General features: G+C 47.8%; 11 protein-coding genes. 2 read left to right on the top strand and 9 right to left on the bottom strand.

The features are described 5' to 3' along the window. Positions 1–42 precede the first annotated feature (42 nt). From ACN0UY_RS00265 to ACN0UY_RS00230, 8 genes are all read right to left on the bottom strand, one after another. Positions 43–1,404, bottom strand: coding sequence for a GntP family permease (locus ACN0UY_RS00265; RefSeq protein WP_417664848.1), 1,362 nt, complete (start codon positions 1,402–1,404; stop codon positions 43–45). A gap of 44 nt (positions 1,405–1,448) precedes the next feature. Then, entirely contained in the window at positions 1,449–1,808 is a 360-nt protein-coding gene (gene rraB, locus ACN0UY_RS00260) for a ribonuclease E inhibitor RraB (protein WP_128352043.1), read from the bottom strand. Between the two features lie 7 nt (positions 1,809–1,815). Continuing rightward, positions 1,816–2,535 (bottom strand): 1-acylglycerol-3-phosphate O-acyltransferase, encoded by a 720-nt coding sequence (locus ACN0UY_RS00255; RefSeq protein WP_417664847.1) that lies wholly within the window; start codon positions 2,533–2,535, stop codon positions 1,816–1,818. Between the two features lie 61 nt (positions 2,536–2,596). Next, complete coding sequence (gene parC / locus ACN0UY_RS00250) at positions 2,597–4,837, bottom strand: DNA topoisomerase IV subunit A (protein WP_417664846.1); 2,241 nt, start codon at positions 4,835–4,837, stop codon at positions 2,597–2,599. A gap of 14 nt (positions 4,838–4,851) precedes the next feature. Beyond that, on the bottom strand, positions 4,852–6,744 hold the full coding sequence (gene parE, locus ACN0UY_RS00245) for a DNA topoisomerase IV subunit B (RefSeq protein ID WP_128352046.1): 1,893 nt from the start codon (positions 6,742–6,744) through the stop codon (positions 4,852–4,854). Between the two features lie 56 nt (positions 6,745–6,800). After that, on the bottom strand, positions 6,801–7,382 hold the full coding sequence (locus ACN0UY_RS00240) for a YqiA/YcfP family alpha/beta fold hydrolase (protein WP_417664845.1): 582 nt from the start codon (positions 7,380–7,382) through the stop codon (positions 6,801–6,803). Between the two features lie 3 nt (positions 7,383–7,385). After that, a complete protein-coding gene (locus ACN0UY_RS00235; protein ID WP_417664844.1) occupies positions 7,386–7,826 on the bottom strand; it encodes a DUF1249 domain-containing protein in 441 nt (146 codons plus the stop codon). Then, positions 7,823–8,404 carry an NUDIX domain-containing protein gene (locus ACN0UY_RS00230; RefSeq protein ID WP_417665890.1) on the bottom strand — a complete coding sequence of 194 codons (582 nt, stop codon included), beginning with the start codon at positions 8,402–8,404 and terminating at the stop codon, positions 7,823–7,825. Before ACN0UY_RS00230 ends, ACN0UY_RS00235 begins: the two co-directional genes overlap by 4 nt. A 280-nt stretch (positions 8,405–8,684) precedes the next feature. On the opposite strand from ACN0UY_RS00230, the gene tolC reads away from it, so the two are divergent. Together tolC and lpxL are read left to right on the top strand one after the other, a co-directional pair. Next, the gene (gene tolC, locus ACN0UY_RS00225) at positions 8,685–10,046 is read left to right on the top strand and encodes an outer membrane channel protein TolC (RefSeq protein ID WP_417664843.1); all 1,362 of its coding nucleotides are present in this window, start codon (positions 8,685–8,687) and stop codon (positions 10,044–10,046) included. Then, complete coding sequence (lpxL, locus tag ACN0UY_RS00220) at positions 10,039–10,968, top strand: LpxL/LpxP family Kdo(2)-lipid IV(A) lauroyl/palmitoleoyl acyltransferase (RefSeq protein ID WP_417665889.1); 930 nt, start codon at positions 10,039–10,041, stop codon at positions 10,966–10,968. Before tolC ends, lpxL begins: the two co-directional genes overlap by 8 nt. Here lpxL and glnE read toward each other — a convergent pair. Then, positions 10,965–13,709 (bottom strand): bifunctional [glutamate--ammonia ligase]-adenylyl-L-tyrosine phosphorylase/[glutamate--ammonia-ligase] adenylyltransferase, encoded by a 2,745-nt coding sequence (gene glnE / locus ACN0UY_RS00215; protein ID WP_417664842.1) that lies wholly within the window; start codon positions 13,707–13,709, stop codon positions 10,965–10,967. The genes lpxL and glnE overlap by 4 nt on opposite strands. Position 13,710: the final 1 nt, after the last annotated feature.

Genomic DNA, 13,710 nt, shown 5'->3' with positions numbered 1-13,710 from the left:
GGCGGCGAACCTGCTGCTTAGGTACTTACCGCACGCATACTTCTAAACGAGGATGAGTGCGGTAAGTACCGCTAACAACGCAGCAATCATCGGAATCAAAACGGTTACCACAAAAATATCGCGGTAGGCTTCTTTGTGGGTCAACCCCATTAACGTTAAGAGCGCGATAACGGCACCTGAGTGTGGCAGCGAATCTAGTCCACCCGCAGCCAAATTGGCAATACGGTGCAAGAGTTCAGGCGCAATACCAGACTCTAAATAAGCCGGTGCTAAGCTCGACATAAATATCTGTAATCCGCCAGAAGCTGACGCTGTGACACCAGAAATTAGATTAGCCGATACAAACACTGACAATAACGTAGGTATATCTAAGGCCAGTAACCATGCGGCAAAAGCATGGAAACCTTCTGTTTGAATCACAACTCCACCGAAACCAATCACCGCAGCAGTATTTATAAGTGGCAATAAAGCATCATCAACACCTCGACCTGCTGCCGTCATAAACTCTTTTCTAACCGGCTGAAATAAAACAAAGCAAAGCAAACTCCCTACGATCAGCGCAAAGCTTGCCCAAAGAACCGGTTGTTGGTTTGCAAAGTCTTGCCACGCTGACTGTACACCTGACATTTCCAATACGCGCGGCAGTACGATTGTGCCCAGCACGAGAAAAATTGGCAGTAATGACATCCATAAGCCGGGTAGACGTTGATCAGGACGAGGCGCTAGTGCTGCCATTTGATGGTCTTTTTCATTAGCAACATAGTTGTCACCGCGTTGCTGCGCGCGCTGCCATTGCCATTGTAAATACAACATACCTAACACCGCCATCACCGCGCCGGCGAATACACCGTACCAGCCGCCCGCAAAGAGGTCGGTCGACAGACTGCGTGCAGCGATAACGTTATGAATTGAAGGTGTGCCGGGAAGTGCCGTCATGGTAAATGTTCCTGCGCCCAGTGCTATAGCAGCTGCATATAAGCGTCTCGGTATGTTGGCTGTGCGCATCAAGGTGACGCCTATTGGATACATGGTAAACATCACCACAAATACCACCACCCCACCATAGGTAAGTAATGCACAAACTAACATCGCAATCAGCAAAGCATGTTTTTGCCCAAGCCGTTCGATAATTCCCACAGCAACACCTTGAGCGGCATGGCTTGTTGCCATGATGCGGCCAAATAAGCCGCCGCACAGAAACAATAGAAGGAAATTCCCAGCAAAACTGAACGCACCAGAGGGGCCAAACGGAAAGTGTTTTAAGAAAATGTCTTGAATGGGAATATTATTGGCAACGCCAATAACAAGAACAGAGATCAGCACGGCCAAGAGAATATTTACACCACGCAAAGCCAGCACGATAAGTAAAGCTAGCCCAACCACAAGCCCTAAATCTGCAATCATGAGTTTTATGCCCCTATTATTATTTTTAGTAGGGGGCTCGGTGACTACTCTTCTTCGTCGTCACCGAAATACGTGCCCCAGCCGTCGTAATCAACGCCGGCAAGATCTGCTATTTTCGCGACTTCTTTGGTTTGTAATTCTAGAATTTGAGGGTCAAGCTTTACTTCACTGACCGCGACAAAAGCGAACTGCCGCGACCCATCATCAAGCTCAAACTCATCTGCGTCGTCGACATGGTAACCAACTTTCACCAGCTCGACAGCAGCTTTCTCAAGTTTGGTGAAATCGGAACTTACCAGGTGATGCTCAATGGTGAACATTTCAGACGTGTCTGCACCATCATCGATTAAGGCTGCCACAGTTTCGTTGCTTTGCGCGATTAATTCACTTAAGTCATTCGCCATGCCTGAGTTATCCTTGTGCAAGTTCGTGATCAAGTTCACCAATTTTTGACTGCATCAACTGATGACAATGCGCCGTTAAAGCTCGAATAGAATCAGAACTATAATCCGAAATCTTAACGGGCTTTAACATTTCAATAATTACGGTGCCATTATTCCAACGGTTTAACTTAATGCGACCGTGTAAATTAGATACGCAGATAGGCACAATATCAACACCAGCTTGCATTGCCGTGCGAAACGCACCCGTTTTGAATGGCAACAAACCACGGCCGTAACTGCGCGTACCTTCTGGAAATAACAAAATAGAAAGTTTGCGTTTACGAATTGCTGATGCAGCCTGCTCAATGGTGCCGTGTGCGCGGCCCTTGTTTTTACGATCGATCAGAATATTGCCTGCTAGCCAATACATTTGGCCAAAGAAAGGTATCCATTTTAGGCTTTTTTTGCCAACGCTTACGGTGCTTTGAGGCATGGCGCGGCTCAACGTAAAAATATCATAGCTATTCTGATGGTTAGCGATGTAGACGAACGGCCCACCCTGTTTAACTTCATCCGGAACTCGTATTTCAAGCTTTACGCCAAGCAGGCGATGCATGCTGCCATACCAATGCGCTGCAAAGGCCGTATTGTTGCGATGAAAGGGCCGAAAAATACAGAATAAAAGTAACAGTGTGCTACCAACAACGATAAAAGCGCCTAATAGGACCATACGTAAAACAGCGAGCATGAATTCTCCTTAATCACTAGTGCCCGCTAGTATAACCTGTTAGGCGCTGAAAAACGTCCGATCAGTCTTGATTTTCGACAGTAATTGCATCAACGCGCTGCAATCCTCGCGGTAATTTATTCCCGCGACGCCCACGTTCTCCGCGGTAATGCTCGAGATCAGACGGTTTTAACGTCAATTTACGTTTGCCTGCCAATAAAGTAATCGGCATATCAGCTGGAACTACAGCTGCGGCAACAACATATTCCTCACGTGATTGGGCACGTAATGTCGGAATACTTATCATCTTATTCCCTTTACCTTTTGATAATTCCGGTAAGTCTTTAACTGGGAACAACAACATTCTGCCTTCGTTAGAAACCACTGCAAGCAGATCGGATTCAACATCATTCACCGTGCTAGGCGGCAATATTTTCGCCCCCGCTGGCAAATTCAATACGGCCTTACCGTTTTTATTACGGCTGACCAAATCACCAAATTTACAGATAAAGCCATACCCTGCATCCGAAGCTAACAGGTAACGTTGATCGTCTTTAGCCATTAATACTTGGTCAACGGTTTCACCCGCAACCATGCTAAATCGACCTGTTAATGGCTCACCTTGTGTTCTGGCTGATGGTAATAAATGTGCTTCACAAGAGAAGCTACGCCCAGAACTGTCTATGAAGACAACCTGTTGATTGCTCTTACCTTGCGCGTGGGCCAAAAAGCCATCGCCCGATTTATACGCTAAGTTGGTTCCTTCAACGTCATGGCCCTTGGCCGCGCGTACCCAACCTTTTTTCGACAACACAACAGTGACTTGCTCCGCTGGAGTAAGGTCGCGCTCACTTAACGCCTTGGCTTCTTGACGCTCAACCAACGGCGAACGGCGATCGTCGCCATATTTTTCTGCATCCGCTAAAATTTCTTTGCGAATCAGTGTCTTCATACGGCGATCAGAACCTAACAACAATTCGAGTTGCTGACGTTCCTTTTCAAGCTCATCTTGCTCCCCCTTTAGCTTGAACTCTTCAAGTTTCGCTAAATGGCGTAATTTCAATTCAAGAATGGCTTCAGCTTGCGTATCGGTAAGCCCAAAGCGGGTCATCAACTCTTGTTTGGGTTCATCTTCATGACGAATAATCGCAATCACTTCGTCAATGTTCAAATAGGCAATCAGCAAACCTTCTAAAATATGCAGGCGCGCTAATATTTTATCTAACCGATGTTGAAGCCTGCGCGTTACCGTATGTTGGCGGAACTGCAGCCATTCTTTAAGTACGGTTAAAATCGATTTAACTTGCGGCCGGCCATCAAGACCAAGCATATTCAGATTAACGCGGTAACTTTTTTCTAAATCAGTGGTCGCGAACAAATGTTGCATCATCTGCTCTATGTCCACGCGATTAGAACGTGGAATAATCACTAAACGTGTCGGGTTTTCGTGGTCTGACTCATCACGTAAATCGGTCACCATCGGTAACTTTTTCGCTTGCATTTGTCCGGCAATTTGCTCGAGCACTTTGGCGCCAGAAGCTTGATGTGGCAATGCGGTTATTACCACTTCGCCATCTTCCATGTGATACTTCGCCCGCATGCGAATCGTACCGCGGCCGGACTCATAGATTTTTACGATTTCGTGATGTGGCGTAATGACTTCAGCGTCAGTTGGATAATCCGGCCCGTGCATGTGCTCCATAACATCAGCAAGATCAGCCGTCGGCTTTTCCAACAACATTGCACAGGCTTGCGCAACTTCTCGCGCGTTATGTGGCGGAATATCTGTCGCCATACCTACCGCAATACCGGTTACACCATTCAACAAAATATGAGGTAAGCGCGCTGGCAACATGCGCGGCTCTTTCATCGTGCCGTCAAAGTTTGGCGTCCAGTCAACGGTTCCCTGACCAAGTTCACTGAGCAACACTTCGCTAAAGCGCGACAATCGCGCTTCGGTATATCGCATTGCAGCAAACGATTTGGGGTCATCCGGTGAACCCCAGTTCCCTTGCCCATCAACCAACGGATAACGGTATGAAAACGGCTGAGCCATCAATACCATGGCTTCATAACAAGCGCTGTCACCATGCGGGTGGAATTTACCTAACACATCACCCACGGTACGCGCTGACTTTTTGTATTTCGCTAACGCAGAAAGTCCAAGCTCTGACATCGCATAAATTATGCGGCGTTGCACCGGTTTGAGGCCGTCACCGATATGTGGAAGCGCGCGGTCCATGATCACGTACATGGAGTAATTTAAATAAGCGTCTTCGGTAAATCGGCGCAGTGGTATTTGTTCTAAAGCATCCATAGACATGCGTGTGCTTCTCCTTATAGCTCAGCCAAGTCGACTAAGTTACCTTTACTTTCTAGCCATTCTCGACGGTCGCCCGAACGCTTTTTAGCCAATAACATATCCATTAACTCTTCAGTCGCTTCAGGTTCATCAACGGTCAGTTGCACCAAACGACGCGTATTCGGGTCCATTGTGGTTTCCCGTAACTGCAGTGGATTCATTTCACCTAAACCTTTGAAGCGCTGTACGTTAACTTTGCCCTTTTTCTTCTCAGCTTCGATACGGTCCAAGATGCCCTGCTTTTCGCCTTCATCCAGCGCGTAAAAAACCTCTTTGCCCACGTCAACGCGGTACAATGGCGGCATTGCCACATAGATATGGCCATGATCCACAAGCGGTCTGAAATGCTTAACGAATAACGCGCACAATAGGGTGGCGATATGTAATCCGTCGGAATCAGCGTCAGCAAGAATACATATTTTGCCATAGCGCAGTTGCTCTAAATCATCGGAGTCTGGGTCAACACCTAACGCGACGGAAATATCGTGAATTTCCTGCGAGCCTAAGATTTGATCGGATTCAACTTCCCAAGTATTCAGAATCTTTCCGCGCAGCGGCATTACCGCCTGAAAATCGCGATCACGCGCTTGTTTGGCTGACCCGCCAGCAGAGTCACCCTCAACCAAAAATAACTCGCCACGAGCCGGGTCTTGCGTTGCACAATCGGTCAATTTACCCGGTAACGCTGGCCCTTGGGTAACTTTTTTCCGCACCACTTTTTTGCTCGCGCGCATCCGGCGCTGCGCGTTGTTGATACATAAATCAGCGAGCAGCTCAGCTTGCTCGGTATGTTCATTCAACCATAAGCTAAACGCGTCTTTCACCACACCAGAAACGAATGCGGCGCATTGTCGTGACGATAAACGTTCTTTAGTTTGCCCGGCAAATTGTGGGTCTTGCATCTTCACCGACAAGATATATGCACAGCGATCCCAGATATCTTCGGGGGTTAAGCGTACGCCGCGCGGTAATAAATTACGAAACTCACAAAAGTCGCGCATCGCGTCTAGCAGACCTTGGCGTAGACCGTTAGCGTGCGTACCACCTTGCGGCGTTGGAATCAGGTTTACATAGCTTTCGGTGACACTTTCTCCGCCCTCGGGCAGCCAAGTAACCGCCCAGTCAACGGCCTCTTCATTGCCAGCAAAAGCGCCTATGAAAGGCTCTTCGGGTAATGTCGGTAACTCTTGAACAGACTCAACCAAATAATCACGCAGACCATCTTCGTACAGCCAAGTTTGTTCCTCATCATCAACCAAATTACGGAAGGTAATTTTCAAACCTGGGCACAGTACCGCTTTAGCGCGTAGTAGATGCGTAAGTTTAAGTACTGAAAATTTCGATGAGTCAAAATACTTAGGGTCTGGCCAAAAATGTAGGCTCGTTCCTGTGTTGCGTTTCCCAACAGTACCGGTCACCGTTAAATCGGTAACTTTGTCACCGTTTTCGAAGGCCATCTCATACACTTGGCCATCGCGCTTCACCGTCACATCAACACGCGTTGATAACGCGTTAACTACTGAAATACCTACCCCGTGCAAACCGCCAGAGAATTTATAGCTTTTGTTTGAAAACTTTCCCCCAGCGTGCAGCTTGGTCATGATCAGCTCAACCCCAGGAACACCTTCTTCGGGGTGGATATCAACTGGCATCCCACGACCATCGTCTTGAACCTCCAAGGATTGATCGGGGTACAAGATAACAATCATCTCACGAGCATGCCCTGCAAGAGCTTCATCGACACTGTTATCGATAACTTCTTGACCAAGATGGTTAGGGCGCGTGGTATCGGTGTACATTCCCGGCCTGCGACGGACCGGTTCGAGGCCATTGAGGACCTCTATCGCATCGGCTTTGTAATCTGACATGCGCTTATTTATCTCGTGTTGCACGGAATCGTTATTATAGGAATGTCCATATACTGTTACAGGACGTTTAGAAACTCAAGCGCCGCGGGTAGGTAGCGAGGAAAATCAACAAAACTATGATCCCCTCCTTGCTCCACTATCATACGTTGATTCTGATAGTAATCACGGGCTTGGCGATAATCGAGACGCTCATCACCTGCTTGCAATAAAACCAACAACTCAGCCTTATTATCAAATTGACGCTCCGCATCCATCAACACCTCGCGGTCACTTCTATCAAGATGATAGATTTCCTGTGTGTACGGGTGCTGGCGTTCAATGGCCTCTTGAGGCATCCAGCTGTATGGTTTCACTGCTGGGTTGATAAGCACACCACGAACTTTCCGATGCTGCACGCGCCCAATTTGGCTCACAACATAATGCGTCCAAAATCCACCTAAGGAGCTTCCCATCACCGCGGTTAATGGCTGTTCAGCGACTACCTCATCAAGATAATCGCGTATTGCAGCCATCTTCACTGGTTGTTGCGGCGCAACAAGTATGCGTTCATCCACGCCTCGCGCGGCTAAATGCTGTTGTGTTTGAATGATTTTTAAACTTTGGGGTGAACTCTCAAATCCATGTAAGTAAAGCAGCAATGGTCAAATCTCCTGCAGATGGCCACGCTCACGAATCAGCTGTAACCATTCCTGTAAAAAATAGTTCACTTGGTGTTTTTCGTCAGCATGATGCATCTTCGGATTCGGCACATCGTAACTGGCCTGGATTCGCGCCACACCCTGACTGCGAATCACCTCCGCCAACTGAGCATCATGGTATAGCCGGACATCCAATTGCGTTTCGCGTAGTCCGGGCAGTTGTTGCACTAGCGCTTGCTGTTCAATGCGAACTTCCGTGGTGTAAGGCGCTGCTTCCAGCACAGTTAAAGCAAAGCGGAGCTGATGCCCCACTTTGATCACTTGCGAACCGGACTGCTTTACACTTTCAACCAGCGGCCTTAAAGCAGCATAGTTTATTGCTGCTAAGCGCTGCAGAGCGGCCAAGTCGAATTTGTAGCGTCTGAGCTTAACGTCTGTAGTCATACATCCTCAAACTGACGTTTGTGTAGTTGCAACCATTGTAGCCCAATCACACTTGCAGCATTGTTAATTTTTCCTTGCTCTAACAACTGCACCACGTCAGAAAATGGCAATACGTGAACTCGAATGTCTTCGTTTTCGCTCTCTAAACCAGCGTGCCGCAATGCGTTGCTACTGTCGACTAAAGCAATATAAATCGAAATTTGTTCGGTGCATCCACCGGGTGTCGACAGGTAGGTCAGCGCATAATGCAAGCTATCGGTAGTTAACCCCGACTCTTCTGCAAGCTCCCGGTGCGCAACCTGCTCTGGCGATTCATCATCGCTGTCGAACATCCCAGCCACAAACTCAAGCAACCAGGGAGACTGGCTTGTGTTCAGCGCGCCGACGCGAAATTGCTCCAGTACCACCAAAGCATCGCGTTTCGGGTCGTACGGTAACACCACGACAGCGTGGCCACGGTCCATGACTTCGCGCTCAAATACCGCAGACCAATCGCCGTCAAACAGCCGGTGCTGCAAGGATAACTTGAACACGCTAAGAAACCCTTCACGAAGCGGTTGCCTCTTTATAATTTTCACATCACTTTGATTATATTTTTGCACATTCAACCTTTTGCTGTTGTTTAACGTCTTATGTACTCGACTTAGCGCTAATTTGATTCATAACAATTGTAAAAAAAGCCCGCTTTGGCACATAATTAGTTACACTTGAACCCATTCTGTTGCAACTGGCGCAATGCAATTAAGCGTGTTTAAAAGTACACTAGTAAACATTCACGTGTGTATGTAAAATAGCGGCCAGTTTTTGGCAAAGTTTTTGACAAGATAATGCTTTCAGATAATTAGGACACCCTAGCCCATGAAAAAGCACGTATTATCAGTATTAGTTGGCTTAACAATCAGCGCAACATCAAGTGTTGCCTACGCCGACGACCTTGCACAAGTTTTTCAACTTGCCTTGCAAAACGATCCAACCTTACAACAAGTTGATGCGCAACGTCGCGCAGCGCAAAAAGGCATCGATATCAGTAAATCAGCCTTTTGGCCGCAAGTGAATTTTTCTGCTGGTTACTCACGTTCTGAATCTGAACGTCCGCAGTTTGATCCAACCTCACAACAGTTTGTTACGGTCGACTCAGAAAGTCGCGGTTGGAATGCCGGTGTGAACTTATCGCAAACAGTTTTTGACATGAATGTTTGGGACCGCGCAGCACTGAGTGAGAAACAAGCGTATCAAGCTGAAGTGAATTATTTAAGTGTACGCCAAGAGTTAATGATTCGTGTTGTTAATTCATACTTTACCGTATTGGAACGTTTGGATGACCTCGAATTTGCAACGGCTGAGAAAAAAGCAATTGAGCGTCAGCTAGAACAAACCAAACAACGTTTTTCAGTTGGTTTAACGGCCATCACTGACGTACATGAAGCGCAAGCTCAATATGACACATCGGTCGCCTCCGAAATCCAGGCAAAAAATGCGGTAGAAATTGCGCAAGAATCACTGCGTGAAATTACTGGGCGTTATCATCAAGATTTAGCTGAGTTGAATACTGAGTCTTTCTCGCCAGAATCGCCGATGCCAAAAGATGCGCAGCAATGGGTAAAAATTGCTGAAGATAAGAACTTGCAGCTGTTGGTTCAGCGTGTCGCTGTTGAAATCAGCGAACAGCAAATCGACCTCGCGCGCAACGGCCACCTGCCAACCGTGTCATTGTCTGCCGATTATTCAACCAATGACACCACGACAACAGCTGGTGGCATGGAAACTAATATGCCACGCATGGATTCGAACTCGATTGGGTTGTCACTGAACGTGCCATTATTCAGCGGCTTCCGCACTTCATCAGAAGTGGATCAGGCACGTGAAAACTTCGTTGCCTCAAGCCAAGAGCTGGAAGGTGTACGTCGTAATGTTGAGCGTCAAGTTCGTAGTGCTTACTACGATGTTGTTGCCTCAATGGCAACAATTCGCGCCTTTGAACAAGCCGTGGTATCCGCAGAAAGCGCACTTAAAGCAACACAAACAGGGTTTGAAGTCGGTACACGTACTATTGTTGACGTACTGAACAGCACGCGCAACTTGTACAACGCACGTCGCAACTTATCAAGCGCACGTTATGGTTACATTCGCCAGTCGTTAACCCTGAAACAAGCTTCGGGCCAGATTAGCGAACAGGATTTAGTTGCCATCAACGCAAGCTTACTTAATGAAAATAATTGAGAAACCCAGCTTTGAGCCACGTTTTCTTCTACCTAAGTATTGGTTAACGTGGCTTAGCGTCGGATTACTCTATACCATCTCGTGGTTGCCTTATCGCTGGCAACTTGGGATGGGTAGAGGTTTGGGGCGGTTGCTTTATCGTTTTCTTCCGCGCCGTGCGAAAATAGCACGTCGCAATCTCGAGTTGTGTTTTCCGCACATGTCAGCAACTGACATTGAGCAACTTGTCCGCAAAAACATGCAAAATACTGGCATCGCTTTTTTTGAAACTGGTATGGCGTGGTGGTGGCCTGATTGGCGCATTCGCCGAAAGTTGCATGTGCACGGTGTTGAACATCTTCAGGCAGCACAAAAAGACGGTAAAGGCGTACTCCTGCTACTCTTTCACTTTCTTAGTTTAGAAGTTCATGCACGGCTGCATGGTTTCGTGAAGCCGGCGGTCGGTCTGTATCGCCCGCATAACAATGCCGTTATGGAGTACTTACAAACATTAGGTCGTGGGCGCTCAAACAAATACATGATTCCACGAACCGATGTTAAAAGTATGCTGCAAGCGCTTAATCAAGGCGAAATTGCTGGATACCTGCCTGATCAGGACTACGGCCGTAAGCGCACTGTGTTTGCCCCATTGTTTGAGGTTGAACAAGCGAGCACAACGACGGGTACGTTGCTATTTGCCGCTAACTCCAACTGCGCCGTGTTGCCTGTTACCTGTTTTCGTCGCGACGATGGAACCGGCTATGACATGACCTACTATCCTGAGTTTGAAAACTTTCCCACTGGCGACAATGTTGCTGATGTCACCCGCGTGAACCGTATGATTGAGTTTGCCATTCAGCAACGTCCGGAACAATACATGTGGATACATCGTCGTTTTAAAACACGTCCGAACCCTGACGACCCTAGTCTTTACGACGGTTAATTACCAAGCCATGCCTGCCACGCTGAGATAACTGCGTGGCGGTGCTTGGCTAGATTTTGACGGGTTACATTCCCCCTGTCATCAAGTGCCAGTTGATGAATAATCTGTCGCTCAGCAATATATGCTGATATGAGCTGCTCGGTTTGTAAGTCCGTGAGCAAACCTAAATGACCGGCCTGTTCAATAATCCGAATGTTATCTGTATAGACGGTTAAGTCAGGATATTCTGGCGCAAATCTAAGCACTAAATATTGCACCAAAAACTCTAAATCCGTTATACCACCGGCGCCCTGCTTGACATCAAACTCTTGTGCCTCAACTCGAGCCTCTAGGTGATCACGCATTTTTTCACGCATTTCAATCACCTGCTGTTTCAACACATCGCGATCGCGGCGAGCACCGAGCCGTTGACGACGAAGATCTACTAACTTTTGGCATAGTTCCGGTGACCCAAAAACAGGGCGCGCCCGCACCAAAGCTTGCAGCTCCCAGGTCCATGCGTCTTCGGCTAAATAACTGGCAAACGTATCGAATCGGGTAACCAACAAACCTGCTTTACCGGAAGGGCGCAAACGCATATCAACCTCATACAAAGTACCAACGACTGTACGTGTGGTGAATAAATGCAAAATGCGTTGCGCTAAGCGTAGATAAAATTGCTGTACCTCAATCGGTTTGCGGCCGCTCGTTTCGCCTTCATAATCTGAATCGGCAATAAACACTAAATCAAGATCCGAACCATAACCAAGCTCCAGTCCACCGAGTTTACCGTATGCAAATACAGCAAACCCCATATCGTCTGCATCGCGCTGTGGCGGTGCGCCATGTTTTTCAACCAATTGAAACCATGCAAGACGCACTACTTTAGCGATGATAGCCTCAGCCAAGTAACTTAAATGATCACTGACTTTCATTAGCGGCAACGCCCCGCTGATATCCGCAGCGGCTACCTTGAGCTGTAATACTTGTCGCGCTTGGCGCAAAGCATCCATCTGCGCTTCGAGATCAATTTCTTGCTCAGGTAAGCGCAACATAAACTCATCGAGTAACTGGGGGTATTCGGTGAGTTGGGGTAATTGATAAAGGTGCTGCGGATCAATCAATTCATCCAACAACAATGGGTACAATGCTATTTGTTGCGTGAGCCACGAACTGGCTCGACACAGTTTTATCAATTGCTCACGAGCACCGCTGTTCTCAACCAAAAGTTCAACATAAGCCGTGCGGGTCATAATTTTACGTAGAACGTGCAATACCCGTTCCAGCACTGAATCAGAATCGGCGAACTGAACAATACGCTCCAGCAGCAATGGCACCAACCTTGCCATAGCTTTGCGCCCACGCGGCCCAGAGCCACGTTCGCGGACATCTTTGCGTAGCTGATTTACTTGTTGCCACACGAGCTGTGCCGTGGCTTTACCCAGTCCCACGTCGATTAACACGTCAACTGCAGTGTCGTCATCAATCATGTCCTGCCACAATAATTGCAGCTCACCAGCTTCTTCGTCTTCGGCGTCGGGGTCACCAATAACTTGCTTGAAGTGGCCATGCACAAGGTTCATCGTAGTTCGAATCATCTTCTCGATGTCTGACCATGGTTGCTCATAAGCAAGGCTGATGCGCTTTTGGCGCTCTTCATCATCAGGCAAGGTCTGAGTTTGTTCATCATTGAGCTGCTGCAAGACATGTTCCATGCGGCGCAACTTCGCATAACAATCCAGCAATTCATCAACTGTTTGTTGCGAGAGAATGCCGAGTTCTGCTATTGCTGCGTACGCACCGTAAATAGACTGGGTTTGCAGTTGACGCTGTTGGCCACCACGGATCAGCTGAAAGGCTTGCGCGATGAACTCGATTTCCCGAATACCGCCAGCGCCGAGCTTAATATTTCGTTCAACGCCCTTTCGCCGCGCTTCCTGAGTAATTAAGCTTTTCATTTTACGCAGCGCGTCGATAGCAGAAAAATCAATGTAACGGCGGTAAACAAAGGGTCTTAATAGGGCTGATAATTGTTGTTGATAATCGTCACCAGCACCAATAATTCGCGCTTTAACCATGGCGTAGCGTTCCCAATCACGCCCTTGCTCTTGGTAGTAGTATTCAAGTGCTGACAAACTCGCAACAACAGGCCCAGATTGACCAAATGGACGCAAACGAAGATCAACCCGAAACACGCGACCATCACCGGTTGTTTGGTCCAGCATTGTAACTAACGCCTGTGCCAACCGCGTAAAAAACACACTGTTTTCGATTGGCTTGCGGGCGTGGTCCGTTTCACCTTGTTCCGGATAGCAAAAAATAAGGTCTATGTCGGACGAAAAATTTAGCTCACCGCCGCCCAATTTGCCCATGCCAATGACCAGCAACGGCAGTGCGTTATGTTCCGAGTCACGCGGCGTACCGAAGCGCCCACAAAGTCGCGGATATAGCCAAGCCAATGACTGTTCTATGAACGCGTCAGCAGTCGCACTGATGTGCGCCAACATATCTTTTAATGGAATTTGTTCCAATAAATCAGCTGCAGCTAAACCGGCATACCATTGCTGTCTTAAACGTCTTACCAAACGGTGCGCTTGTGCTTCATCGTTACACTCCTGAAGCCCTTGAGTAAGGATTTCACGGTAGTCGGACAGCTTAAGCAACTGAACCTGATCACCCTGCCAGTTAATTGCCTCTGGCTGCTGATCGACGGTCCGTGCAATAAACTCACTTATTGCTGTAACGCGCGCCGCAGCTTCCATG

Origin of the sequence: Pseudidiomarina sp. (genome assembly GCF_048268165.1) — a bacterium.
GTDB lineage: Bacteria > Pseudomonadota > Gammaproteobacteria > Enterobacterales > Alteromonadaceae > Pseudidiomarina.
Note: the sequence above shows the minus strand (reverse complement) of the source record. Positions and strands in the feature narration are given on the sequence as shown.